This is a genomic window from Aquicoccus sp. (assembly GCF_041686535.1).
Lineage (GTDB): Bacteria > Pseudomonadota > Alphaproteobacteria > Rhodobacterales > Rhodobacteraceae > Aquicoccus.
On record NZ_JAWLDS010000011.1, the window covers coordinates 16,712 to 42,500 of the forward strand.

General features: G+C 66.5%; 25 protein-coding genes. 10 read left to right on the forward strand and 15 right to left on the reverse strand.

Translation table 11 applies throughout. The annotated features are described in order from the left end of the window. Positions 1–4 precede the first annotated feature (4 nt). The 5 genes from ACESL9_RS04395 to ACESL9_RS04415 form a co-directional block, all read right to left on the reverse strand. Positions 5–2,221, reverse strand: coding sequence for an acetate--CoA ligase family protein (locus ACESL9_RS04395; RefSeq protein ID WP_372610802.1), 2,217 nt, complete (start codon positions 2,219–2,221; stop codon positions 5–7). Beyond that, positions 2,206–2,991 (reverse strand): enoyl-CoA hydratase/isomerase family protein, encoded by a 786-nt coding sequence (locus ACESL9_RS04400; RefSeq protein ID WP_372610800.1) that lies wholly within the window; start codon positions 2,989–2,991, stop codon positions 2,206–2,208. The genes ACESL9_RS04395 and ACESL9_RS04400 overlap by 16 nt, the downstream gene beginning before the upstream one ends. Continuing rightward, positions 2,988–4,256: a TRAP transporter large permease gene (locus ACESL9_RS04405; protein WP_372610798.1), complete on the reverse strand. Its 1,269-nt coding sequence runs from the start codon at positions 4,254–4,256 to the stop codon at positions 2,988–2,990. The genes ACESL9_RS04400 and ACESL9_RS04405 overlap by 4 nt, the downstream gene beginning before the upstream one ends. A 3-nt stretch (positions 4,257–4,259) precedes the next feature. Then, positions 4,260–4,799, reverse strand: a complete 540-nt coding sequence (locus tag ACESL9_RS04410) for a TRAP transporter small permease (RefSeq protein WP_372610796.1) — start codon at positions 4,797–4,799, stop codon at positions 4,260–4,262. 72 nt (positions 4,800–4,871) lie between these two features. Beyond that, positions 4,872–5,903 (reverse strand): TRAP transporter substrate-binding protein, encoded by a 1,032-nt coding sequence (locus ACESL9_RS04415; protein ID WP_372610794.1) that lies wholly within the window; start codon positions 5,901–5,903, stop codon positions 4,872–4,874. A 136-nt stretch (positions 5,904–6,039) separates the two neighbouring features. Between ACESL9_RS04415 and ACESL9_RS04420 the strand changes: the two genes are divergently transcribed. Continuing rightward, complete coding sequence (locus ACESL9_RS04420; RefSeq protein ID WP_372610792.1) at positions 6,040–6,813, forward strand: SDR family NAD(P)-dependent oxidoreductase; 774 nt, start codon at positions 6,040–6,042, stop codon at positions 6,811–6,813. 11 nt (positions 6,814–6,824) lie between these two features. On the opposite strand, the gene ACESL9_RS04425 is transcribed toward ACESL9_RS04420, so the two are convergent. The 3 genes from ACESL9_RS04425 to ACESL9_RS04435 form a co-directional block, all read right to left on the reverse strand. Next, on the reverse strand, positions 6,825–7,577 hold the full coding sequence (locus ACESL9_RS04425; RefSeq protein WP_372674546.1) for an SDR family oxidoreductase: 753 nt from the start codon (positions 7,575–7,577) through the stop codon (positions 6,825–6,827). Further along, positions 7,574–8,800 carry an MFS transporter gene (locus ACESL9_RS04430; protein WP_372610788.1) on the reverse strand — a complete coding sequence of 409 codons (1,227 nt, stop codon included), beginning with the start codon at positions 8,798–8,800 and terminating at the stop codon, positions 7,574–7,576. Before ACESL9_RS04430 ends, ACESL9_RS04425 begins: the two co-directional genes overlap by 4 nt. An 82-nt stretch (positions 8,801–8,882) precedes the next feature. Beyond that, positions 8,883–10,325: an FAD/NAD(P)-binding protein gene (locus ACESL9_RS04435; protein WP_372674547.1), complete on the reverse strand. Its 1,443-nt coding sequence runs from the start codon at positions 10,323–10,325 to the stop codon at positions 8,883–8,885. 265 nt (positions 10,326–10,590) lie between these two features. Here ACESL9_RS04435 and ACESL9_RS04440 point away from each other — a divergent pair, with 265 nt between their 5' ends. The 8 genes from ACESL9_RS04440 to ureG are packed head-to-tail and all read left to right on the forward strand — an operon-like array spanning position 10,591 to position 15,694. Beyond that, positions 10,591–11,424, forward strand: coding sequence for an urease accessory protein UreD (locus tag ACESL9_RS04440; protein WP_372610784.1), 834 nt, complete (start codon positions 10,591–10,593; stop codon positions 11,422–11,424). Next, positions 11,421–11,723, forward strand: a complete 303-nt coding sequence (locus ACESL9_RS04445; RefSeq protein ID WP_372610782.1) for an urease subunit gamma — start codon at positions 11,421–11,423, stop codon at positions 11,721–11,723. The genes ACESL9_RS04440 and ACESL9_RS04445 overlap by 4 nt, the downstream gene beginning before the upstream one ends. A gap of 13 nt (positions 11,724–11,736) precedes the next feature. Next, positions 11,737–11,895, forward strand: coding sequence for a hypothetical protein (locus ACESL9_RS04450; RefSeq protein WP_372610780.1), 159 nt, complete (start codon positions 11,737–11,739; stop codon positions 11,893–11,895). Then, positions 11,892–12,197: an urease subunit beta gene (locus ACESL9_RS04455; protein WP_372610778.1), complete on the forward strand. Its 306-nt coding sequence runs from the start codon at positions 11,892–11,894 to the stop codon at positions 12,195–12,197. The genes ACESL9_RS04450 and ACESL9_RS04455 overlap by 4 nt, the downstream gene beginning before the upstream one ends. Before the next feature lies 1 nt (position 12,198). Next, complete coding sequence (gene ureC, locus ACESL9_RS04460; protein WP_372610776.1) at positions 12,199–13,905, forward strand: urease subunit alpha; 1,707 nt, start codon at positions 12,199–12,201, stop codon at positions 13,903–13,905. Between the two features lie 9 nt (positions 13,906–13,914). Next, positions 13,915–14,391: an urease accessory protein UreE gene (locus ACESL9_RS04465; RefSeq protein WP_372610774.1), complete on the forward strand. Its 477-nt coding sequence runs from the start codon at positions 13,915–13,917 to the stop codon at positions 14,389–14,391. Next, the gene (locus ACESL9_RS04470) at positions 14,391–15,023 is read left to right on the forward strand and encodes an urease accessory protein UreF (RefSeq protein WP_372610772.1); all 633 of its coding nucleotides are present in this window, start codon (positions 14,391–14,393) and stop codon (positions 15,021–15,023) included. Before ACESL9_RS04465 ends, ACESL9_RS04470 begins: the two co-directional genes overlap by 1 nt. Then, on the forward strand, positions 15,020–15,694 hold the full coding sequence (gene ureG, locus ACESL9_RS04475; protein ID WP_372610770.1) for an urease accessory protein UreG: 675 nt from the start codon (positions 15,020–15,022) through the stop codon (positions 15,692–15,694). Before ACESL9_RS04470 ends, ureG begins: the two co-directional genes overlap by 4 nt. 74 nt (positions 15,695–15,768) lie before the next feature. Here the strand turns inward: ureG and ACESL9_RS04480 are convergent, their stop codons facing one another. The 7 genes from ACESL9_RS04480 to ACESL9_RS04510 form a co-directional block, all read right to left on the reverse strand. Beyond that, positions 15,769–16,830, reverse strand: coding sequence for a diguanylate cyclase domain-containing protein (locus ACESL9_RS04480; RefSeq protein WP_372610768.1), 1,062 nt, complete (start codon positions 16,828–16,830; stop codon positions 15,769–15,771). Further along, on the reverse strand, positions 16,827–17,414 hold the full coding sequence (locus ACESL9_RS04485) for a heme NO-binding domain-containing protein (protein ID WP_372610766.1): 588 nt from the start codon (positions 17,412–17,414) through the stop codon (positions 16,827–16,829). The genes ACESL9_RS04480 and ACESL9_RS04485 overlap by 4 nt, the downstream gene beginning before the upstream one ends. 68 nt (positions 17,415–17,482) lie before the next feature. After that, positions 17,483–19,273 carry a DUF4153 domain-containing protein gene (locus ACESL9_RS04490; RefSeq protein ID WP_372610764.1) on the reverse strand — a complete coding sequence of 597 codons (1,791 nt, stop codon included), beginning with the start codon at positions 19,271–19,273 and terminating at the stop codon, positions 17,483–17,485. Positions 19,274–19,368: 95 nt separating this feature from the next. Further along, complete coding sequence (locus tag ACESL9_RS04495; RefSeq protein ID WP_372610762.1) at positions 19,369–21,015, reverse strand: Na/Pi cotransporter family protein; 1,647 nt, start codon at positions 21,013–21,015, stop codon at positions 19,369–19,371. A gap of 237 nt (positions 21,016–21,252) precedes the next feature. Then, the gene (locus tag ACESL9_RS04500; protein ID WP_372610760.1) at positions 21,253–22,809 is read right to left on the reverse strand and encodes a trimethylamine methyltransferase family protein; all 1,557 of its coding nucleotides are present in this window, start codon (positions 22,807–22,809) and stop codon (positions 21,253–21,255) included. Between the two features lie 399 nt (positions 22,810–23,208). Next, the gene (locus ACESL9_RS04505) at positions 23,209–23,922 is read right to left on the reverse strand and encodes an HAD family hydrolase (protein ID WP_372610758.1); all 714 of its coding nucleotides are present in this window, start codon (positions 23,920–23,922) and stop codon (positions 23,209–23,211) included. A 40-nt stretch (positions 23,923–23,962) separates the two neighbouring features. After that, entirely contained in the window at positions 23,963–24,247 is a 285-nt protein-coding gene (locus tag ACESL9_RS04510) for a DUF3572 domain-containing protein (protein WP_372674548.1), read from the reverse strand. 93 nt (positions 24,248–24,340) lie between these two features. On the opposite strand from ACESL9_RS04510, the gene ACESL9_RS04515 reads away from it, so the two are divergent. Next, on the forward strand, positions 24,341–25,756 hold the full coding sequence (locus ACESL9_RS04515) for a diguanylate cyclase (protein ID WP_372610754.1): 1,416 nt from the start codon (positions 24,341–24,343) through the stop codon (positions 25,754–25,756). Positions 25,757–25,789: the final 33 nt, after the last annotated feature.

The window sequence follows — 25,789 nt, forward strand, 5'->3', positions numbered from 1 at the left end:
TGCCTCAACCGGCACCGTCCTGATCCATCGACTGGCGGACACTCACCCAGGATGACATCGCCCCAAGTGCGCGTGCGGCCTCTGGCAACTCGTCGAACACTGCAAGACCGGCCTTTCGCGCGCGTTCCTTGTCGCTACGTTGCCGCGCGTCGGTTGCCTCGGACCCGTCGGACCGCAACACGAGCACGATACGCGGCGCCTCTGGCAGCGCGCTGACGCGCACCGCCTCACGCACCAACCCGCCGATCACGTCGACGGACTGGTTGGCCGAGCTGGTGAATACCGGCAGGTTCACATGCACGACGATGGCATCATAGGCATCTGCGCCGGCAAGAATATCAAGAATCTCGCCAGCCACCGCACCGTCCCGATGGCGCAACGTGCCGGCCGGCGTATCGACGGGATTGGAAAGCCCGGTCCCGGGCGGAAGCCCGAGTTTTTCCAGTTCCTGCAACGCATTCCGCGGCACCTCCGGTGTGGTCAGCCCGGCCCGGGAAAAGGCGTCGGCCGCCAGGACACTGGTGCCACCGCCATTGCCGAACAACGCCACTCGCCGCAGCGGTCGCGCGGGGCGATCGGCCTCGGTCTGACAGATCAACAAGGCATCGAGGAAATCATCCAGTGTCTCGGCGATCATCATGCCCGTCTGCTGGGCGATGCCATCCCACAGACGCGCCTCGGCGGCCAGTGCGCCGGTGTGAGAGGCCGCCGCCCGGCGACCTTCCGCGGTCCGCCCGCCTACCAGCAGGACAACCGGCTTGCGCGCACCGGCCTGCCGCAGGCGCGCCACGAAACGACGACCGTCCCGGACGTCCTCGACATAAAGCCCGATCACCTTGGTCTCGGGATCGCACAGATGATATTCCAGCAGATCGGCAGGGCCGAGATCGGCGCTGTTGCCAAGCGTGGTCACGGCCGAATATCTCAGACCGCGCTGCTCACCGCGCAGGATCACATCGACCGCAAGCCCCCCGGATTGCGAGATCACGGCGACACCACCGGGTTCCGGGGTGGAACCGCCGACAAAGGTCAACCCGCCGCGGGGGCTGTGTATGCCCAGGCAGTTCGGCCCGATCAGTCTCGTTCCGGCGTCGCGCGCTGCCTCGAGAAGGCGGGCCTCCCGGTTCTGGCCGTCCTCGGCCTCGCCAAAGCCCGAGGACATCACCTGAACGAAGCGCGCCCGCCCCGGGGCCGCGGCAATGGCGTTGATCGCGGCTTCCGCGGCAACGGCGACATAGGCGAAATCGACCGGCTCGGGCAGGTCGGCAAGCGTGGGAACCGCCGCGAACCCCTCCACCTCGGCGGCCTTGGGATGAACGGGTTGAATCCGCCCCTTGTAACCATAGGCAAGGCTATGGCGGATCACCTCGTTTCCGAAGCTCGTTCCCGACGCAGAGGCGCCAAGCACCGCGATCGACTGCGGCCGGAACAGGGGCCGGAATGTCTTTTGAACGGCTTCGGGATCGAGAGGCGGCGGTTCGGGCACCGGCTGAAGGGGGGTGGGCGCAAGGAGAATGCGTGCATCCACCGCAATGGCGCCATCGCCATGCACGATCAGCGGATTGATGTCGATGGCACTCGCCTGTCCGTCAAGCGCAGACATCAACCCATCGCGCCCGCCCAGAGCCAGAAGCGCGGAAATGATCGCCCCTTCGTCACAGGGTGCCATTCCACGCGCGCCGCGCAGCAGCGGCGCCGAGCGCAGGGCATCGATCATGCCGCGTGCATCCGCCTCGGTGATCGGACAGGCCCGAAAGGCGACATCCTCAAAGATTTCCACGAAGACACCGCCAAGCCCGAGCATCACGCAAGGCCCAAGCCGGGCATCCCAGAACCCGCCAAGCACCATCTCCAGACCGGGCGCGCTTTGCTCCTCGACGAGAAACCCGTCAATGGCGGCCCCGGCGCGATCGGCGGCCTTGGCGATCTCGTCGAGCGCATGGCGTGTCTCCGCCGCGGTCTCAAGGCCGAGCCTGACGCCGCCGAAGTCCGATTTATGGGCGCCATCACGGGTCAGGACCTTGGCAACCATGGGCGCACGCAAGCCTGCAAGTGCGGATTCGGTGGCGTCCTGCGCAGTGCGCAGTCGCCGCCCCTGCGGCGCCGGAATCCCGGCGGCCCGCAAAAGCGCCTTGGCTTCGAGCTCCGAAATCGCGGTCGCCTCTGCCTCACGTGCCGCATCGGCTGCGCGTGTCGCGGTCTCGATCAGCGAAATTTCCATTCCGGCGTCCTTTTCTCGTTGAAGGCGCGCACGCCCTCGGCCCGATCATCGCTGGCCGAGAGACGTTGATGAACGGAGACTTCCAATGCCAGGCCAACCTTGAGCGGCGCATCAATGCCACCATCCATCGCCCGCTTCGCGCCTTGGACTGCAAGCGGTGCGTTGGCCGCGATCCGCCGCGCCACAGCGATCGCGGCTTCCAGTTCTTCCCCCGGCGGATGCAGCGCGTTGACAAGCCCCCAATCATGCGCCTCGCGCGCAGCGAACTTCTCGCCCGTGAGGATCAACTCCTTGGCGCGGCGCAGGCCGAGGGCGCGCGGCAAAAGCTGCGTGCCGCCCGCGCCGGGCATGATTCCAAGCGTGATCTCGGGCAAACCGAAAACCGCGTTCTCGGCCGCATGAACGAAATCCGCACCAAGGGCGAGTTCGCACCCGCCCCCGAGTGCATAACCGCGAACCGCGGCGATGACGGGCCAGGGAAAGTTCCACAGGCTTTCGAAGGTATCGCGGTAAAGCGCGTGCTGCTTGCGCCATGCGTCGTTCGACATCCCGGCGCGTTCCTTGAGATCCGCGCCCACGCTGAAGGCCCGCTCCCCCGCGCCGGTCAGCACCACGGCGCGGATGTCGTCGCGCCGCCTGAGCGTCGTGCCGAAAAGCGTGAGCATTTCTTCGGCCATGGCGGTGTCGAACGCGTTCATCGCCTGCGGGCGATCCAGGGTGACGACGACCACGCCGCCCCCTGTCTCGGAAAGCTGCAGTCGCCGTGTCATCGCAACACCCCCGGCAGCCAGGTTGCCAGCCCCGGCAGGAAGATCATGAGGACAGCATAGACAATGCCCACCGCGACGAACATCAGTGCATTGCCGAACGCCCGATCCGCAGAGAGGTTGATCACACTGGACGCGGTGTAGAGCCCGACACAGACCGGTGGGGTCAGCAACCCGAGACCGGCAAAGGCCGTGAACACGATGTAGAGATGCGTCAGCGGTATGTCGAGGCTGATCGCGACTGCCATGAACACCGGGACTGTCAGATAGAACACCGGAACGATCTCGACGAACGTGCCCAGGATCAGGCAGATGACCCCAACCACGAAGAGGAACATGATCGGCGTTACGCCATATTCGACAAAGAAGGTGGTGAGCTTCTGCGGCGCCTGGGTATAGGTCAGCACGACCGACAGGAAGGTCGCCATCGCGATGATCGAAAAGATCACGGCCGTGGTAACCGCCGTTCCCTGTAGTGACTGCCAGAGCGTCTTGTAGGTTAGTTCACGGTGAATCGTGAACCCCAGGAAAATCGCCCAGATTGAGGCGACGGCCGCCGTTTCCGATGGTGTCAGCAACCCGCTGTAAATGCCGCCCAGGATGATCACCGGTGTCAGCAAGCCGGGCAGCGCCTCGCGAAACGTGCTGAGCCGATGGGCCAGGGTTGCACGCTTTTCCCGCTCCATGTGCCGACAGCGGATCACAACGACGATGACGAGGATCACGAGAAGCGTCAGGCCGGGGAATACCCCGGCGGCGAAAGTATCCGATACCGGCACGCCGGTGAGCGCCGAATAGATGATCGCGGCGTTTGACGGGGGGATCAGGGCCTCAAGCAGGCCCGCCGCCGCGGCAAGTGCCACGGTGAAAGGCGCGGAATAGCCCTTGCGCAACATCTGCGGCATCATGATCGAACCGACCGCCGTGATTGCGGCAAGGATCGAACCGCAAAACGCGGCGAAAAAGCCCATCGTGATGACCATCGCAACCCCGAGCCCGCCGGGCCAGTGCCCGACAAGCGCCATCGCGAAGTCGACCAGTCGCCGGGCGACACCGGAACGCAGCATGACGAGGCCGGCAAAGACGAACAGCGGAATGGCGAGCAACACCTGCTTGGTGACCGCGCCAAACGCGACCTGGATCAGTGTGGACCAGGGCAGGTTCAGACCCTGGGTTGCAACCGCACTCGAACCGATACCGAAGACAAGGAAAATCGGGAGCGACAGGAAAAGAAGAACGAGCGACAGCCCGATGACGACAGGGACCATGGATCATGCCTCCGCTTGGTTGGGTTGCGTTGCGGAAACGTCGGGATCCGTGTCCCCGACAATTGCTTTCAGGAGATTCTCCAGCGCGAAGCTGGTCAGGATGGCAAAGCCTACCGGGAAGGACAGGTAGATCCACCAGATCGGGAAGGCCCACTCCATCTCGGTCTTCTGTCCAACCGTCTTGAACAATGTCGTGGCATCAAAACCGGCATAACAGAACGTGACGCCGGCCCCGATCGCGATGAGCGCAACAATGGCACGCAGCGCGCGGGCGGGTCGCGGAGACAATCGCTCGGGCAGGAAATCGACCGCGATATGCGATCCGCTGCGCATGAGGATGCCGGCAACCGGAAAGATCAGCCAGGGCATGAGGATCGGCGGCAGCTCCATCACCACGTTGTATCCGATGCCGGTCACATACCGGGTGACCGCTCCACCAAACACCGTCAGGACCATGAAGCCGACCAGGATCCCTGCAAATGTCTTGACGACGATCTCAAGAATGTTGTTGAGCCCGACAAGGGCGCGCAGCGCGGATGTCATTGGAATCTCCCCGAAAATGAATTCAGTATGGGGGCTGCTCCGCACATGGCGGAGCAGCGCCGATATGGTGGTCTACTGGCTGGAATACTCCAGCACGGCATCCATCACCTCGGGGTCAATCATCTCGCTCAACCCGGGAAAGACTTCCTCCCGGTTGATGCGCTCGAACTCCTCCTGCGCTTCTTCGCTCAAGGTGTCCACCTGGCCGCCTCGTTCTTCGAATTCCTCCAGAACCTCGTCCGAGAAGGCCATGATCGATTCCGTGGATTCCTCCGAGATTTCCTCGCCCACTTCGATCAGCAGGTCCTGAACGTCTTCGGGAAGCCCGTCCCACCAGGCCTGATTGGCGAGGATGAACGAATCCGCGTAGAACTGGTGAGGCAGTTCCGCATACTTGATATGGTCCCACCAGCTATAGGCCTTGATGGCCGAGGGCACCGTCGCGAAAGTGTCGATCATCCCGTTCTGAAGCGCCGTGTAGACCTCGCCTGTGGGCATCGAGACCGCATCCGCGCCAAGAGCGCTCCAGCGCGGCCGTTCGACACCACTGAGATAGCGTGCCTTGAGACCGTCATAGGCGTCGGGCGAGGTCAACGGACGCTTGGCCGTGAAGGACATGAAGGGTCCGGTGGGATTGTAGGCGATGAACTTGGTGCGCGTCCGGGTTAGCACGTCATTCCAGATCTCTTGGCCCACCTCGGTTTCACGGAAGAACTTGCGAAGATGATCGAAGTCCTCGAAAACCCCCGGAAGCGCTTCGACGTTATAGTTCTGGTTCACCGGCGGGAAGCTCACCGTTCCGACAACGCCGCCAAGCTGGACAGAGCCCGAGGTCAACGCGCTCATGATCTCGCGAATGCCGAAAAGCTGCCCGGACGGAAAGGTTTCGATCCGGATCTTGCCTTCGCCTCTTTCATTCACCCGGTCGGCGAATTCCTGGCTGTATATGGCGCTGTGGTGTTTGGGGGCCCAGTGATAGCTGAGTCGCGCAACAATCTCTTCGGCCGATGCGACGGGGGCCCAAACGGCTCCCGCGACTAGGCCAAGCCCCAGGGTTGTGGCGGCACGGACGCGCCGCAGCGTGTTTGCAATATTCTCTGACATGTTTCCTCCCTACGTCCAGTTCTGGACTGCTTAGCGTCGCAATCCAAGGCAGGGCCAAAGATTCGACTACTGATGAATGTTGACATTCTTAATTTCCTTACGTCAACTCCTCTTTGTCCAAACAGGAGGGAAAACAATGCTGCGCACTGAATTTCAAAGCGATACTGTACTGGTCACGGGGGCGACGGCGGGCTTCGGGCTCGCAATCGCCCGCAAGTTCCATTCTGCCGGCGCCCGAGTCGTCGCAGTCGGTCGCCGTCAGGACCGGCTCACGGCCCTGCAGGAAGAACTGGGTGACCGCCTCTTGCCGCTTGTTCTCGATGTCGGAGACATGGCCGCCATCGCACGGGAAATGGAACAACTACCCGCAGACTTCCGCGATCTCACCTTGCTTGTGAACAACGCCGGGTTCGGCACCGACCGGGGCGCCGTCCAGGATGCGGCACTCGCGGATTGGGACGACATGGTGAACGTCAATATCCGGGGCCTGCTGCACATGACCCACCATGCGCTCCCCGGAATGCTCGCGCGGGGCCGTGGCCAGATCATCAATATCGGCTCGGTTGCGGGCCGGGCCGTCGGGCCGACCAACGCCGTCTACAGCGCAACGAAATCTTTCGTTCTTCAATTCACCAAGGCCCTGAAAACCGATCTGATCGGCACGCCGGTCCGCGCAAGCTACATTGCGCCCGGTGCGGCCGAGACCGAATTCTCGCTGGTCCGCTGGCAGGGTGACGAGTCTCGGGCCGCCAAGGCTTATGCTGGTTATCAGCCGCTGACCGCCGAAGACATCGCCGAAGCGGTGTTCTTCGCGGCCGCGATGCCCGCGCATGTCGATGTCACCGAGCTGGAACTGATGCCGCATCAACAGGGGTTCGGGCCGCGCATCTTCGCGCGCGACCAAGGGTAAGGCGGCGTCGGTCAGGCGCCCCCGCCGACATCGAGCGTCGAGCCCGTGATATAGGAGGCCTCGTCCGACAAAAGCCAGACTATCGCGTTGGCAACCTCGTCCGGGGTGCCTGCGCGCCCCATCGGCATCCGTGGCCCGACCTTCTCGATCCTGCCGGCCATCCCCGCGCGCGCGTGAATGGGCGTGTCGATCAGTCCGGGGCGCACCGACATGACCCTGATCCCCTCGCGCGCCACTTCCAGCGCGAAACCATGGGTAAAGGCATCGAGCGCCGCTTTCGAGGCCGCGTAGTGCACATAGAGTTTCGGAGCGCCATGAACGGCCGCAAGCGACGAGACATTGACGATCGTGCCCCCCGGACCGCCTTTTTCGGTCGACAGCCGTGCCGCGGCCTCGCGGGCGGCGATCATCGCCCCGGTGACATTCACGCGCATCAAACCGTCGATCTCGTCGCCATCCATCTCCTCGAGACGCATGGCGCGCGCAGCAACCCGCGCCGCATTGTTCACGAGGCCACCAAGCGGCGGCAAGGCGGCGTCCACGGCGCGAAACAGCTCGATCACCTCTTCCTCTTTGCCCATGTCGGCGTGAAAGGCCTGCGCCACCCCGCCCGCATCGACGATATCGGCGACGACCTTCTGCGCGCCTTCCCGACCGGACCTGTAGTGAACGGCGACGGCCCAACCCCGGGCAGCGGCAAGCAGGGCGGTCGCGGCGCCGATACCGCCCGCTGCACCGGTAACGATCACGGTCTTCTGTGTCATGCTTCTGTCTCCTTCTCGATTGCCTCTGTTCCCCGGACGACCACCACCGCGCTTACTGCGAACGCAACGGCAAGAAAGACGATGCCCGGCGTGTAGCTCCCGGTTGCCAGGACCGACATGCTCAACAAGGCAGGGCCAAAAAGCCCCCCCAGATAGGCAAAGACCATCGACCCCGCGGTCGCGGACAGAACCCCGCCCTGGCCGCCGCGTGCCTCACCGGCGCGCGCCACCTCGGCGAGCAACACCCCGCTCCAGCCCATCGGCACAAAGCCCAGCGCGATACTGATCAGGGCGATGGCCACCCATGGCCATTCCGGCCCCAGGAAAAGCAGGATCATCAGCAGCCCCGCCCCCGACCAGGCAAGCCATGACAGAACCTGCCGCGGGCGCCCCGAATCCGCGCGCCATCCCCAGTAGAGCCGGCCGAAAATGCTCGCCGTCATCGTCAGCGAAAGCATCGCCGCGGCGCCTTCGGGTGGCAGCTGGCTTTCGCGCCAGATCATCGCGATATAAACCGACATGAAGCCGAACTGCGCCATCGAGAAAGCAAAGACCGCAATCGCCAGACCGCGTTGCACCGGATCGGCCAGCACGTCCCGCGCCGGCGCGAAGGGCAGCTTGAACCGGATCGACACGCCCGCGAGTCCGTCCTGCCCGAGCCTGTTGCCGACAAGCGGTGACAACCCCGCAACCAGGATCGCCAGTGCCATGGTGGCGATTGCCGCCATGCGCCAGTCCGACATCAGCACGATAACAGGCAGGACAAAGCCCGCGGCCGCACCGCCGATCGCCACGCTCGATTGCTTGAACGAGAACACGAGGTTCCGGTGCCGGCCGACCGCGATCCGATTGAGCAGCCGCGACCCGATCGGATTGACCGGTCCATAGCCGATCCCGATCAGGATCGCGCCCAGCACAACCAGCACCGGCCCGTTGGCAAGCGCAAGGGCCAGCGCACCTAGGGCGACGACGGCAAGCGATGCCGACGCACCGTTGAACGACCCCCATCTTGCCACGACTCCGGCCGTCCCGGTCGACGAGACCAGCGCCGTGGCAAATATGATCGCCGTGAAAATCCCGATGAAATCGGCATCAAGGCCAAGCCCCAGCGCCGCGAATGGAGCCAGGACAGGGGCGGTTTGCACCGCCGCCACCACCGCCGTCTGGTAAATCAGCACGAAGCCGATTCCAAGAACGGCATTCTGGGGTGATGGCTTGCTCATGTGATCATGCTCCGCCAGGCCCACGGTCCGTGCCGGGCAGGATGGCACGGGTTCACGCCCAGGATCGAGCGATCTTCTTTCATCAGGTAACCTCGCGCAATGCCGGGCGCTTGGCGCCGCCGAGCGCCCGGCCCAAGGCCGGAAGGCTTCGGTGCAGGCGAAAGGCGATCTGGGGAATGGCCGTCATGTCGCCAAACCGCCCGCGTGTCAGCAAGCCGAAAGCCCAGATGCTCTCCTGCGCGCGCCCGTCATCGTCCAGAACGCGCCCGTCGCCATCGACCTCGAGACCCAGGCCCATGCTGTCGCGCTTCGCCAATCCGAGATCGCACAAGGCGCCGACGAACGGATCATCCGACAGGGTCTTCGGCCCGGTGCAATTGATCACGGTGTCAAAGCTCTTGCAGGTCGTCGTCCGGTCGCGCCCCACCAGCTGCGCCTCGAGGCGGTCGCCGCGCGCCTCAAGCCCCGCCAGGCGAGCCACGCGAAATTCCAGCTGACCGGCTTCCTCCATCGCCGCGACGATGGCGCCGGTCTGCGGCACCATTCGATACCGGTTGACGTCATACCACGGCTTGAGGTGGCGCAGGAACCGGCGCTTCTCGGTCTCGCTGAAATTCGGCCAGAGCCATCCCGCGGCATCCCGCGCCTCGTCGAAAGGGGCCTTCAGGTCGCGCCCTTCCGCGATGGCCGCCGCCATGTCCCGGCGCAGGGCCCGGACGGCAGCCCGGAGCGTCAGCCCCTCGCCGTGGCGCTCGATGAAACGCGGCATCGGCCGCGCCAGCCGCTGCATGAGCGCCGCCACGTCCGGCGCCTCGCCCTGGGGCTGGGGCAAGAGCCCCCTGCGCGATATCGCGGTTATCGGCCCGCGATGCCCCTGGCGCGACAGGGTCGCCACGACATCCGCCGCGGTCAGGCCCGTCCCGACAAGCAGAACCGCGTTATCGGGTGGAACCGCTGATACCGCCTCCGTGTCGAACGGATCACCGACATATCCGGGGTGGCTGCGCGCATCGGTCGTGACCGCCCCGGGCGGCGACGGGCGCTGCCCGCCAAACGCGAGGATGGTCAGATCGGGCTCGAGGGTGCGCCCCGAGGCCAGCGCGATCTGCACCCCGTGATCGACGCGGCGCGCGCCAACCGCGCGATCCCGGACATGGCGAACCGTGGACCCGTGGGCATTTGCCGCAAGCGTCGTCTGCAAGGTGTCGTTCATGTAACGGCGGACATCGGATCGGCGGACATATCGGACCCCTGACTCGGCGCGCGCCTCCGGATCCCCTGCCGAGGCCCCCGCAGCCTCGTACCAGCGCGCGAAATGACCTATGTCATCCGGAAAGAGAACCAGGAGTTCATGGGTGCCGTTCACCCGGTGGTCGGGATCATCGCCACCATAGGCAAGACCCCCGCCCAGTTCCTCACGCGGCTCCACGACCGTGATGCTCAGTTGCGCCGGCACGCTGGCGCAAAGTCGAATTGCAACGGCGGTCCCGGTAAAGCCGCCTCCGATGATCGCTATTTTCCGCATGCCATGTCTCCGCCTCGCACACAGACTGACGCGAAAATATTAATATTGTCAACATTAGTAACTTTTGACGTCCTCATGCTGCATACCCCCGATCCCGTCTCCGCGCGACCGGCGCTTTCACGAAACGTCCACATGGCAGGCGATCCGCCTGAAAATCAGGCATAATCGCATTGGACTGGTGGCGCAGAGCGCGCGGTCCCGGGCTCCGACTGGCTGTTGCAGGTCACGACGATAACCTCGGGCCACCAGTGACAAGAGACCCGCGATGATCGCCCGCACCGCCCCACCGTCCACCCATCAACGCAGCCAGGGTGCGGCGCATGTCACGCTGTTGCCCGGGCCGAACGGCGGGCGGCTCGACCGGCGGCATCAGGCAGGATCGGCCAAGGCATTCGTGCATCCCGGCCAGCCGGGACCGGAGATCGTCCTGCTCAACACCTCGGGCGGGCTGACCGGCGGCGACCGGCTCTGCTATCGCATCGACCTTGGCCCGGGATGTCGCGCCACGGGCACCACCCAGACCGCCGAGCGGGCCTATCGCAGCGCCGCCGGCGCAGCCGAGGTCACGGTGCACCACGCGGTCGGCGCTGGCGGGCATCTCGACTGGCTGCCGCAGGAAACCATTTTGTTCGAAGGCAGTCATCTTGCGCGGGAAACCGGTATCGACCTCGCGGCGGATGCCTCCTGCCTCCTGCTGGAAGCCATCGTGCTGGGCCGCGCCGCCATGGGCGAGACGCTGGCCCGTGTCACGCTGAAAGACACGCGTCGCATCCACCGCGCGGGCCGGCCGGTGCTGGTCGAACCGCTGCACCTGGGCAGCGCCGCGCTGACCGCCGGGCCGGCAATCCTAAACGACGCGCGCGCCTTTGCGACGCTGGCGATGGTGTCGCGAGGCAGCGAAGACGCGATTGGCCCGGTCCGCGCCGCTCTCGACGAACCCGGCGTGACCGGGGGGGCCTCGGGCTTCGACGGCAAGCTGGTAATCCGGCTGATGGCCGCCGACGGCTGGCCCCTGCGCCGACAGATCATGCGCCTTTTGCACATCCTGCGCCCCGGGCCCCTGCCCCGCGTCTGGCAGATCCAGGAGATACGACAATGAACCTCACCCCCCGCGAGAAAGACAAGCTCCTGATCTCGGTCGCCGCGATGGTGGCGCGCGGGCGGCTTGCACGTGGCGTCAAGCTCAACCACCCCGAGGCGGTGGCGCTGATCACCGATTTCGTGGTCGAAGGCGCCCGCGAAGGGCGCTCTGTCGCCGACCTGATGGAAGCCGGCGCCCATGTCCTGACGCCCGAGCAATGCATGGAGGGCATCCCGCAGATGATCCGTTCCGTGCAGGTCGAAGCCACCTTTCCCGACGGCACCAAGCTCGTCACCGTCCACGACCCGATCCGCTGAAAGGACCATCTCCATGCGCCATATCCTTCCCGTTCTGCTGCTGACCCCCTCATTCGCCCATGCCCATCCCGGCCCGCACCTGCACCCGCACGGAATCGACGTCATGTGGCTGGTGGTGGTGGCCCTGCTGGCCCTAGCGGGCGGGTATGTCATCGGCCGGGGCCGCAAATGACCCCCGGAGAGATCATCCCCGCCCCCGGTGACATCACCCTCAACGCCGATGCCCAGGTCACTGTTCTCGAAGTCGCCAATACCGGCGACCGGCCCGTGCAAGTGGGCAGCCACTACCATTTCGCCGAGGCCAATGCAGGGCTCAGCTTCAACCGTGCCGCCGCCCGTGGACAACGCCTCGACATCCCCGCCGGCACCGCCGTGCGCTTCGAACCGGGCCAGACCCGCGAGGTGCGGCTTGTGCCCTATGGTGGCGCGCGGCGGGTGTTCGGCTTCAATCAGCAGGTCATGGGGGAGCTCTGACATGGCCACGACCATCTCCCGCCACGCCTATGCCGGCATGTATGGCCCCACCACCGGCGACCGCCTGCGGCTGGCCGATACCGATCTCGTCATCGAGGTCGAGCGCGACCTGACAACCTATGGCGAAGAGGTGAAGTTCGGCGGCGGCAAGGTGATCCGCGACGGGATGGGCCAATCCCAGGCAACCCGCGCCGAGGGCGCCATGGATACCGTGATCACCAATGCGCTGATCGTTGATCACACCGGCATCACCAAGGCCGATATCGGCCTGCGCGACGGGCGCATCGCCACCATCGGCAAGGCCGGCAACCCCGATACGCAACCCGGCGTCGATATCGTCATCGGCCCCGGAACCGAGGTGATCGCGGCCGAGGGCAGGATCCTGACGGCCGGGGGCCTTGACGCGCATATCCATTTCATCTGCCCGCAACAGATCGACGACGCGCTGCACTCCGGCATCACCACCATGCTGGGCGGCGGCACCGGCCCGGCGCATGGCACACTGGCCACCACCTGCACCCCGGGGGCGTTTCATCTCGGGCGCATGTTGCAGGCCGCCGATGCCTTCCCGATGAACCTCGGTTTCGCAGGCAAGGGCAACGCGAGCCTGCCCGGCGCGCTGATCGAGCAGGTCCATGCCGGGGCCTGCGCGCTCAAGCTGCACGAGGATTGGGGGACGACACCGGCCGCGATCGACAATTGCCTCTCGGTCGCCGATGACATGGATGTGCAGGTGATGATCCACAGCGACACGCTCAACGAAAGCGGCTTTGTCGAGAACACCCTTGCCGCCTTCAAGGGCCGCACCATCCACGCCTATCACACCGAAGGCGCGGGCGGCGGGCACGCACCCGACATCATGAAGGTGGTGGGCGCGCAGAACGTGCTGCCATCCTCAACCAACCCCACCATGCCCTATACCGTCAACACGATCGAGGAACATCTCGACATGCTGATGGTCTGTCACCATCTCGATCGCACGATCCCCGAGGACGTGGCCTTTGCCGAGAGCCGCATCCGGCGCGAGACCATCGCCGCCGAGGACATCCTGCACGACATGGGCGCGTTTTCGGTCATGGCCTCGGACAGCCAGGCCATGGGGCGCGTCGGCGAGGTGATCATTCGCACCTGGCAGACGGCCGACAAGATGCGCAAGCAGCGCGGGCGCCTGCCCGAAGAAACCGGTGACAACGACAACGCGCGGGTCAAGCGCTACATCGCCAAATACACCATCAACCCCGCCATCGCCCACGGAATGAGCGCCCATATCGGCAGCATCGAACCGGGCAAGCGCGCAGATCTGGTGCTCTGGGATCCAGCCTTTTTCGGCGCCAAGCCCGAGATGGTGCTGATGGGCGGCTCGATCGTGCTCGCACAGATGGGCGACCCCAACGGCTCGATCCCCGCCCAGCCGGTGCATTCGCGCCCCATGTTCGCCGCCTTCGGCCGGTCGGTCGAGCGTTCCTCGGTCCTCTTCGTGAGCGCCGCGGCACAGGCCGACGGGATCGGCGCGGCGCTGGGTCTGGCCAAGGACACGCTGGCCGTGTCGAACACCCGCAGTATCGGCAAGCGCGACATGATCCACAACGATCTCACACCCGAGATCGCGGTGGACCCCGAAACCTACGAGGTGCGCGCGGATGGCGAGTTGCTCACCTGCGAACCGGCGCGCGAACTGCCGCTGGCGCAACGCTATTTCCTGTTCTGAGGTGCTTTCATGACCGATCTGCCCGTTGCCCGTGACCTGCTCTCCGCGGCCCCCGAAACCATCGCCGATACCGTCGTGCTCGACTACGACGCGCGGCTGATGCGGCGCAAGCTGCTGGTGGGCCGTGGCGGGCTGGCCTTTCTCGTCGATCTGGCCGAGGTCACCAACCTTGACGATCACTGGGGCTTCGCCCTCGAAGATGGCCGCGCCGTGGGGGTGGAAGCCGCGCCCGAAGACCTTGTCGAAGTGCGCGGCGACCTCGCGCGCCTCGCCTGGCATATCGGCAACCGCCACACGCCCTGCCAGATCGGCGCCGACCACCTGACGATCCGCCGCGACCACGTGATCGAGGCGATGCTGACCCATCTCGGCGCCGTGCTGACCCCGGTCACGGGGCCGTTCCTCCCCGAGGGCGGCGCCTATGGCAAAGGGCGCACGATGGGGCATGATCATGGCCACACACATCACACCCACACCCATGCCTGATGCTGACACCCGCGCATCTCACCCTGATCCAATGGCTGTCGCCCGCCTTTCCGACCGGGGCCTTCGCCTATTCCCACGGGCTGGAACACGAGATCGCGACCGGTATCGTTCATGACGCGGCCAGCCTCGAAAGCTGGCTGACGAATATCCTGCGCTTCGGCGCGGGCTGGCAGGACGCGGTGCTCCTGGCCCGCGCGCTCCGTGATGACCGCGAGGCGCTGGACGACCTGGCCCGCGCGCTTGCACCCTGTGCCGAGCGCTTGCAGGAGGGGCTGGAACAGGGCGCGGCGCTGGCCCGCACGGTCGCGGGCATCACCGGGCGCACCCTGTCCCCCCGGATGCTCCCGGTCGCCCTCGGCGAGGCGGCCGCCGCGCTCGACCTGCCCGAGGGGGACGTGATCGCGCTTTATTTGCAAGGCTTTGCCGGAAACCTTGTCACCATCGCGATCCGCCACGTTCCGCTAGGCCAGACCGAGGGGCAGGCCGTGCTGCACCACCTCGCGCCGCTGATCCACTGTCTCGCCAACCGCGCCGCCATGGCACCCCTGGGCGCGCTTGGCACCTGCGCGCTGGCCGGCGACCTGGCGGCGCTCTGCCATGAAACCCAAGAGGTAAGGATATTTCGCACATGACCGGAACGGCAATGAACGGACCGCTGCGCGTGGGCATCGGCGGCCCTGTCGGGGCAGGCAAGACCACGCTGACCGAAGGGCTCGCCCGGGCGTTGGCCCCGCGCTGCTCGATGGCGGTGATCACCAACGACATCTACACCCGCGAGGACGCGGAACATCTGATGCGCGCGCAGGTGCTGCCCGGCGAGCGTATCCGCGGGGTCGAGACCGGCGGCTGCCCGCATACCGCGATCCGCGAGGATGCCTCGATCAACCTTGCCGCCGTGGCCGGGTTGAACACCGCCTTTCCCGACCTGGACCTGGTCCTGATCGAATCCGGGGGCGACAACCTCGCCGCCACCTTCAGCCCGGAACTGGCGGATCTCACGATCTATGTGATCGACACCGCCGCCGGCCAGGACATCCCGCGCAAACGCGGCCCCGGGCTGACACGGTCCGATCTTCTGGTGGTCAACAAGACCGACCTCGCACCATATGTGGGCGTCGATCTGGCACAGCTCGAGGCCGACACCGCCCGCGCGCGTGGCGCGCGTCCCCATGTGCTGGCCCAGTTGCGCAGCGGCAAGGGGCTGGATGAGGTCATCCGCTTTCTGGAAATCCAGGGCGGATTGTCTCTCGCGGCCCCTGGCAGGGAGACGCCGCCGTCACGCGCGGAGATCGGCATCGACTGACCGGGATCGCACCGCGCGGTCCGGGCCCGGATGGTGTGCGCACGACGCGCCCGCACTCCCAGCGGCAAGGCGCCTCAAGTCTGCAGCGGCGGGTTGTCGCTTGCCCGCGGCGGTGGTGGATCAATCAGCCCGGGCGAGAAGAAGGTGTGACAGGCCCGCCCCTGCCGTTTCGAGGCATAAAGCGCCGTATCCGCGTCCGCCATGATCCGCTCGGCCTCGGGCGTGTCGTAATCACTCGAAAGGGCGGTGCCGCAACTGGCCGAGATCCGGCAGACATGACCCTCGAACGGAATCGGCTTTTCCATCTCCTCGATGATCCGGCTCGCCACGCAAGCCAGCGCCGCGCGGTCGGTCAGCCCCTCGAACAGGATCACGAACTCGTCGCCCCCGGTTCGCGCCACCGTGTCCACACCGCGGCGCGTGGCAGCCATCATGATCCGGGCGACCTCCTGCAACACGTGGTCCCCCGCCGCGTGACCCAACCGGTCATTCACCGCCTTGAAGAAATCTAGGTCGACATGCATCAGGGCAAAGGGCACCCCCGCCGCGATCACCCGGCCCAGCACGTGATCCAGCGCCCGCCGGTTCTTGAGCCCGGTCAGCGTGTCGGTGAACGCCTGTTCCTCCGCGGCGATCTTGGCCCCCTGCAGGCGCAGGTTGAGCAGGCGCGACGCCTCCATTGCCGCCGATTTCGCCTCGACAAGGTAAAGCATCTCGATCGCCAGATCGGTGGCCGCGAAATCGCCGCTGGTCAACCGGTAGTCGCGCACGGCATCGAGGATCGAGATCCCGAATGACAGGTTCACGATCGCACCGCCCCCGCCCGGCAGCGGCATCAGAACACCCTTGAGCCCGGTCGCGGGCGTGTCGCGAAACCGCAGGTGCAGCTTGATCCCCGACGAGGCCATCAGATCGGCCATCGACGTCACCCCGCGCGGGCGGCGCAGCTCGAACCTGTCAAGAAACCGCCCCCCGGTCAGTGGCGCGTCGGGGCGCAGTTTGCGCAGGGTCGGACCGGCATGAACGACATGCCCGCTCGGGTCGAGCACCACATGCATCGGGCAAAGCGTGTCGAGGACGCCGCGCCACGCCGCCACGTCGGAACCGGCACGCTCATCTGTCGCCCGGCACGTCATCCCGCCCGCGCCCCCAGGTCGAAATCGCGCCCCTCGGCAAAACCGGTCTCGATCAGCGTGATGTCGATCCACTCCTGCTCGTGCCGGGCACCGCGATGGTCAAGCAGCACAAGCGCGCCGTAATCGTCGGCAAGGGAGCGCAGGATCCCCATCATCACGTGCCCGAATCCGTCCCGCGATCCGCGCACCGTCAGGCTGAACCGGTCGGGCGCATGTTCGTGCAATTCGAGATCCGGCAAATCGAGGTCCGGCACCGCAAGCCGCGCCCGCTCGGGCAGGTCGCCCAGCGAATGCAGGAATTCCACGAAATCCACCCCGCCAAAGCGCAACAGGCGGCGCAATGCCTCGGCATTGGGATGGCTCACAAGATAGGTGCCGATATCCTCGAGCACCTCGTCGCGGGGCTTGCCAAGGTCGCCGCAAACCGCGTCGAGGACGCGCGGCGTCAGCGCGTTGTCATAGACCAGCATCGCCTCGAAATCGGTGAATCCCAGATCCACAGACCGGGCCACCTGCGCCCATCGCTCCGGCCCATAGGTATCGGTCACGAATCTCTGGATCGCCCTGTTGATCAGTCCATGCATGAGACACCCGGCAACTTGTTATCGGCACCGAGACTGCCCCGGCGGACCTTAACAGGAACTCAACGATCTCAATTGTCGGGAATTAGTTCCATGTCGCCGATCCGAAGCGCCCGGAGACCGGCCGGAACGATCTCGAAGCGCCCGTCCAACGCCGCGCCGATGATCGCCCCGGCACTGCCCCTTACCTGCGCGCCCGAATCGCGATCGCCGCTCATGTCTTGGGCCCCGCCCGTCCGTGACAAGACGCCATCGCGCAACAAGATGCCCTGCACCTGCAAACGGTCCGCTCCCATATGCAACAGCATGAAACCGTGTTCCTCGCCGATTCCCGGGTGGAACGGCCCGGTAACGGCCACGCATCCCGGCCGCCCGTCGCCGATCTCCGTGTCGCAGGCCCGTGCCCATTCGCTCAGCAGAAAGCCCGGCACCCGGTCCAGAGCCTCGATCGGCACGGTCCGCGCCCCGGGCATGAGCGTCAGCGTCGCACTCACCGTTTCGGCCATTTCGTCGCTGCCGGTCTCGCGGGTGGCCTGCTCGAAACCATAGCGCGACCGCGTCTCCCGCGCTTGCGCCACGGCCCGCGTCAGGCTGGCATCACCCTCCGCTTCGGCGCTGACCGATACCCGGTCCAGCGCCGCCTGCCCGGCATGACCCCAAAGCTGCGCCAGTTCCCACAGCGCCATTTCCCGCGGCTCCAGCCCGCCGCTCTCGATCCGCGCAAGCTGGCTCTGGGCGCTGATCCGCGTGGCGTCGATCACCGGCGTGAGCCACAGCCCAGCGGCCACCACCACGGCCATCGCCATCCACCTGTTGGCGCCCCGGATGCGCGCCATCCAGCCCGCACCGCGCAGCACCGCGCCCGCATAGGCCACCCCGTAGGCCAGCAGGAACACCGCCGCCAGCCCCGCCGCGAGGCGATCCGGGGTCCAGCCATACTGATCCACCCGCCGCCATACCGCAAAGACCGCCAACCCCGCCAGAACCGGCAGCATCAGCGCCATCAACCGCCCGGCGTCGCGGATCACGTCGCTTTGCGCCGCGCTCGCATCGTCACGGTCGGTCGCCGTGGAAATCAGCGTGACCGCCGCCAGCGCCACCCCCATCAGCGTGGCCGCCGGCGAAAGCCCCCCGAACAGCCCGTCCAGCCCCCGAAACGGGATCGCCGCCAGGAACAGTGCCACCACCGGCAACAGCACCGGCAACATCAGCCGCAGAAGGCGGTGGATGACGAAGGGCGAGACATAGGCGCGCATCTCGTGCACCACCTGGATCGCCAGCCCCAGCAACAACCCGCTCAGGACATAGGGCACCGGATCGAGGTCGATGAAATCGGCGATGATGGTGATCCCCACCAGGTGCAACAACTGGTCCGACAGCATCAGCACCGCCCAGAACAGCGCGGTGAAAAGCACCGCCGCGACGTAGCGCACCACGATCATCCACGCCGCATCGAACAAGAGCGGATAGCGCTTCCAGCCCCCCCGCTCGGCACAACCTGCGGCGGCGAAAGGCGTGGCGATGAACAGGATCGCGCCCAGCGCCACCGCCCCGTGCCCGTGTTTCATAAGGTCATGCGCCTGCGGATACCGCAGCGAGGCAAGCCAGATCAGCCCCGCCGCAGGCACCGCGATGCTCAGCGCGCCCAGCGCCGCACGCCCGATCCGCTCGGGTCCGCCCAGCGCCAGCAGCACACCGAACCCGCCCAGGATCAGCGTGGCCAGCACCAGCAACAGCCGCTGATCGCCCAGCGCATCGGGCAGCACATCCACGAACAGCCAAAGCGCCAGCCCCGCCGCCGCGCCGATCACGGCCATCTCCGCCCGGTTGCGCGTGATCCTGCGATCGCCTGCCCTTACCATGTCCTGCCTCCTCGATTCCACGTCAGACTAGCCGCATTCGCCCGGTTGACGCAGCCCCAAAATCCATAGGCCGTTCCAGCCCCGTGCGCACTGCATCAATCGGCCCGCACATCCGCGCGCGCCTCCTCGCGCGCAGGCGACGGCACGATGCCCTTCGGGCTCTCGCGCGACCGCTCGATCCGGTCGATATGCAACCAGATCCGCCAGACATGGTAATTGACCCGGTGCAACCAGCGCGCCGCATCCATCTGTGCCAGCGCCACGCCGGGGGTGTCGCCGTCCTCTCCCGCCCGTGCCAGAAGCTCATCGCGCAGCCGCCGCTCGCGGGTCTGGACGATTTCCTGCCACCGGCCGAACCACTCGGCCTGCTCGGACCCGTCCCCCGACAGGCCCCGGATCAGCCCCGCCCGGGTGATCCGCGCCAGCCGCGCCAGGCGCGACGCCCTTTGCAACGTCGCGACGCGCTCGTCCTGCGCCATGCGATAAGCCAGCCGCGTGAGATGGTCGAGGATATGCAGGATATCGGCGTAACGCCCCCGCACCGGACCAGTGAGCGTTGCCGAGTCGATGTTGTCGGCGAAACCGCGCGTCTCGTCCAGCGCGCGCATCGCCTGGCGCAAACGCGCATTGTCGCCCCGTGCCGGCCCCGACGGCGACAGACGCGCGATCAAAAGGCCCTGCATGTGCCGCGCGATATCGCCCACCGTCGCGCCCGCCGCATCCACCGCCACCGCCGGCTGCACCAGAAGCCGGGAATCCAATCGCGCCGTCAGCGCCTCGCGCCGCTCGCGCAGCACCGTCCGCACCAGCGCCATGAACGGCCCCAGCACGATCAGGATCGCCGCCACGCCCACGATGTTGAAAACGGTGTGAAAGATCACCAGCGACAGCCGCGCCGCATCGCGCCCGCCCTCGGCGATCCACGCCTCGGCCAGCGGCGCGAACGGAATGAGAAGCATAAAGGCCAGCCCCCCAGTCAGCAGGTTGAACAGCAGATGCGCAAGCCCCGTCTGCCTTGCGGCCACCGTGCCGCCCAGCGTCGCCAGAAGCGCGGTGAATGTGGTGCCGATATTCATGCCGATCACCATCACCGCCGCCTGCCCGAACCCGATCGCCCCGGCATCGAGCGCCACCAGCGCCGTCGCCACCCCCGCCGACGAGGATTGCGTCACCACCGTCACAACCACCCCGATCAGCAGAAGCTGCGCCCGGCCCAGCGCCGTATCGCCCGGGAACCGCTCGGGCGTGACGACCTCGCCCAGCCCCGCCATTCCCGCTTGCATCAGGCCCAGCCCCAGGAAAAGAAGCGCGAATCCCGCCAGCGCCCCGCCGCCATGCCGGACCCGCGCCCCGCCGAAAAGCCGCATCATCCCGCCCATGAACACCAGCGGCAGCGCCAACATGTCGAGGTCCAGCCGAAACCCCAGCGACGCCACCAGCCAACCGGTCAGCGTCGTGCCGATATTGGCGCCGAACACCACCCCCAGCCCCTGCGCGAAGGTCAAGAGTCCCGCACCGACGAAGCCGATCACCATCACCGTCACCGCCGACGAGCTTTGCAGCGCCGCCGTCACGACCGCACCCGCCGCCACGCCGCGCAACGGCGTGCGCGTGAACCGCCGCAAGAGCCGGCGCATCGACTGACCGGCCAGCGCCTGCATGCCTTCGGTGAGCATCGTCATGCCCAGAAGGAACAGGCCCACGCCGCCCAATGCCGTCAGGATACCGCTTGTCTCGCCCATGCCTGCCCGTCGCCCTTCACAACGATCACAAGGCGCTTCGCAAAAACCGAAGGCTCGGCTTCTCGTGAAACGCACGCACCGCTCATGTATCGCGCTGCGCTCCGCCTTATCCCTGTGCCGGGTCGATGGCGCAACGCTTTTGGCAGGCCCGCCCGCGCGCCCCGGTCTTCATCTTGACCGAAATACTCCCCGCGGAGCGCCCGCGGTCACAGCCCGGCCCCGTGACGCGAGAGAGGCTCAGAAATCGGTGGGCGCGCCGCCCTCGGCCTTGCGCCGGGCCACGAAATCGGCCAGCTCCTCGCGGATGGCCGCGTCCATCGCCGGCGGCTCGAAACTCTCGACGATGCGCCTGTAGAGGTGATGCGCCCGCTCGGGCGTCCAGACGGCACCGGCCACGTCCCATGCCTCGTAGTTGCGCCAGTCGCTCAGGAAGGGCTGGTAGAAGGCCGTGGTATAGCGGTCCTGGGTATGTTGCAGGCCAAAGAAATGCCCCTGCTTGCCGACCTCGGCCACGGCGTCGAACGCGAGTTCGCCCGGCGTGGTCGCCCAGATCGCCGGCTCCATGTAGCGTTGCAGCTGCTGCAGGATCTCGCAATCCATCACGAATTTCTCGGGGCTGGCGATCAACCCGCCTTCGAGCCACCCGGCGGCATGGTAGACCATGTTGCTCCCCGACTGGATCGCGGCCCAGAGGCTGTGCTCGGTCTCCCACATCGCCTGTCCGTCGGGCACGTTGGCGGCACAGACCCCGGACGAGCGCATCGGCAGCTTGTAGAACCGCGCCATCTGGCCGGTCATCTGCGTCGCGCGCATGTATTCCGGCGTGCCAAAAGCCGGCGCGCCGCTCTTCATGTCCACGTTCGAGGTGAAGGTGCCGATCGCACAGGGCGCGCCGGGGCGGATCACCTGCGCCAGCGCCACCGCGATCAGGCTCTCGGCGAGGCTCAGCGCCACCGCCCCCGCCATCGTCACCGGCGCCATCGCACCCGCGAGCGTAAACGGCGTCACCACCAGCCCCTGCCCCGCCCGCGCCATCCGCATCCAGCCATCCAGCATCGGCTGGTCATGTTTCAGGGGCGAGGTCGAATTGATGTTGGTATAGAATTTAGGACTGGCCTCGAATTCCTCGTGGCTGTGCCCGCCCGCGATGCGCACCATCTCGATCGCATCCTCGACCCGCTCGCGGCCAAGCGAATAGGTATGCACCACCTTGTCGGTCAGCGTGAGCTTGTCATAAAGCACGTCGAGATGGCGGATTCCGGCATGGATGTCCTGCGGCTCGACCGGGTAACCGCCGCAGAAATGGATGCAGTTGAAATACTGGCTCAGCTTGATCAGGTCGGCGCACATCGCCCGCGTGCCGGTCATCTTGCGCCCGGTTTCCATCGTCCAGTAGCTCGGCGGCGACGAGACGTTGCCGAACAGGATGTGGCCCCGCCCCATCACCACCTCGCGCGCGGGGTTGCGCGGGGTCATGGTCCAGCTTTCGGGCGCCTTTGCGATCATCTCCATGATGAACTCGCGCCCCACGCGGGTGTTGGTGCCGTTGATCAATGCCCCCTCGGCGCGGAAGATCTCGAGCGCCTCCTCGTTGAGTATCTCGATCCCCACCTCTTCGAGAATGCGCATCGCGGTGTCATGAATGGCGGCGATTCCCGCGTCATCGAGGGGCTCGGTCGGGCGGTCGGAATTGACCGGCAGCCGCCAGGGCATCTGCTCGATCACCGCCCCGCCGCGCCGCGCCGCATTGCCTGCACGCCCGCCGCCGCGCCGTTTCGTTGCCGTTCCCACCATGGCTGGCCTCCCTGATCGCTTCGCCCCGATCAAATCGCCTGTGCCCGTCCCGCGCGTGCTCATCCGCGACGGGTTCTGTCGGATTCGGAACAGGTGGTCCGGCATGACCCGCGCGGATTTGCGCCGCGCGATGCGCGTCGCGGCGGGGCGGGGCCTCGCTTCGCTCGGCCCGGCCCGGCAGGCGGCGACAGGCTGCTTGGGGAGACCTCGGGCGCGGTCGCACCGGATGAATTTGAGTATTTTTCCCAAGAAAGAGCAGTAGCGCGTGAAAGCACTCGACAGGGCGCACGGTGCATTGATCAATTTTCCCTTAACAATTGCCGCAGCGCGGCGGTGCACGCCCGGCAGCCGGGCGGTGGCCGGACCGTGCCATTGCGCAAAGCCCGGTCTCAGCGCAGGTTAACCCGCCGGGACGTTGCGCGGATGCAGGCCGATCAGGCCCGCGATATGCCCGATATCGGGCAGGATCACATCAGCCAGCGCCTCGAGATCACCATGCACCGCCATCCCGGTCAGCACGCCGATACGGCGCATTCCCGCGGCCTGGCCAGCCAGCAGGTCATGGGTGCTGTCGCCCACCATCGCCACCCGTTCCGGGGCGAGCCCGGTGTGATCGAGAAAGGCCAGAAGCTGCCCCGGCGCAGGCTTGCCGCCATGGCCACTGTCGCAGCCGGCGATGAAGTCAAACATGCCCACCACCCCCGCCGCCGCCAGATGCGCGCGGGCGGGCGCCTCGGCATCGTTGGTGGCCACACCAAGCCGCAGCCCGGCGTCGCGCAGCGCCGCGAGACAGGCGCGCAGCGGCACCGCCTCGGCCTGTGGCGCGCGCGCCGCCTCTTCGTTGAGGATCGCCACGAGCCGCGCCCGCGCCATCCCGGGCAGCCCGGGCAAGAGCGCCGTCGCCGCTTCGTCGGGGGTGCCCGCGATCACGATGCTGTCGGGCGCAAAGCATTGATTTTCATAATCGAACCCGACGCGGGCCCCGAGGTCCGCGGCCCATTCCCTGTCGCCCTGCGTCACCCGGTCGAGAAAGGCCAGGGCCCAGGATTCCCAGGTGGCGGCGAAATCGAAAAGCGTGCCATCCTTGTCGAATACGATCCCGTCAATCTTCATCTCGCCCATCCTGATTTGCCGATCCCGTCCCGACTCGCCCTCAGGTCCAGGAGACCTGCGCGCCGCCAGGCAGCGCCGCGCGCGCTTGTTTCGGCCTGTCATAGCTCAGCCCCGCGCTGTCGCAGAAGTCAATGATCCAGGCGTCATCCATCAGCAGGAAATCGAGGACCGAGGCCAGGAAATCGGCATCTTTCACGCGCTCGCGCAGCTCGTCCGCCGCCGTGCCGGTCGAGCCGAGGAACACGGGCAACAGCTCATCGTTGGCCGCGATCCAGGCCAGCGCCTGCAGCGCGACGGTTTCGGCGGAATCCTGCGACATCGACATTTTTAATGGTCCCGGAAAGGATTCCTTAACTACTCTGGTCAAATCTGGGCAAATGATCGCCGAGATACAAGCGACAAGTTGGAAAGGCCCCACGTGCCAGGCAAGGTGCTCATCATAGACGACATCGCAACCAACCGCATCACGCTCAAGGTGCGGCTGGCGGCAGCTTGCTACCAGGTGGCACAGGCCGCCACCGCGTCCGAGGGGCTGACCCTCGCGCGGCAGATGCGACCCGATCTCATCCTCTGCCCGGCCAACCTGCCCGACATGGATGCCGCCGGGCTGGCCCGCACCCTGCGCGCGGACCACGTGCTGGGCGAAACACCCCTGATCGTGGTGACCGCCGATCACGATCCGGCGACCCGTCTCGCGATGCTCGAGGCCGGGGCCGATGACATCCTGCTCAAGCCGCTCTGCGAGGATCTCTTGCGCGCCCGGCTGCGCAGCCTGCTGCGCCACCGTCAAAGCGAAGAGGCCGAGCAATTGCGCGACGGCGCGCAACAGGCGCTGGGCCTGGCCGAAACGCATGTCGGCTTCGACACGCCCGGTCGGGTGCTGCTGGTCGCCGAAACCGCAGATATCGCGCTGAAATGGAAATCTCTCCTGGCGCAATCCATGCCCGACCGGCTGACCGCCGTCGGCATCTCCGACGCGATGCGCCGGATCGATCGCAACGACGCGCCCGATGCAATCGGGCTGGCCCTGCCCCCCAATGCGCCCGAGGAGGGTCTCGCGCTGCTGACCGAACTGGCCGCCCATCCCACCACGCGCGAGGCCGGGGTGATCGTGGCCCTTGCAACATCGCGCCCCCGGCTGGCCGCCGAGGCGCTCGACAGGGGCGCCGCCGACGTGCTGGGCGACGGCGCACTCAGCCGCGAAATGGCGCTGCGCCTGCGCCGCCAGATCCTGCGCAAACGGCGGATCGAGGCATTGCGCCGCTCGATGCGCGCGGGGCTGCGCGCCGCCGTGACCGATCCGCTGACCGGGCTTCACAACCGGCGCTATGCCATGCCCCGGCTGGCACGGATGGCCGAAGAGGCGGACCGGACCGGCAGGGATTGCGCCGTGATGGTCGTCGATATCGACCATTTCAAAACGGTTAACGATACGTACGGTCATGCCGCGGGCGACGCCATCCTGTCACGTACCGGCCATATCCTGCGCGCCGCCATGGGCGAGGACGCCCTGGTCGCGCGACTCGGCGGCGAGGAATTCCTGATCGCCATGCCCGACACCGGGCCGGATCGGGCACAAATGGCGGCGCACGGCCTTTGTCGGCTCATTGCGGGCACGCTGTTTGACCTGCCCGGACAGTCGCACCCGATCCGCATCACCGTGAGTATCGGCGTCGCGCTGACCCTGGATCCCGCGGCCCATGACGGGGCGGCATTGCAGGGTGATCGCCCCGGCGCCGTCGCGATACTCGACCGCGCGGACCGGGCGCTCTACGCGGCCAAGGCATATGGCCGCAATCGCGTCACGTTCTGCAAACGGCAACCCGCGGCCTGAGGAAACGGCGCTCTCACATCGCGGCCAAGAACC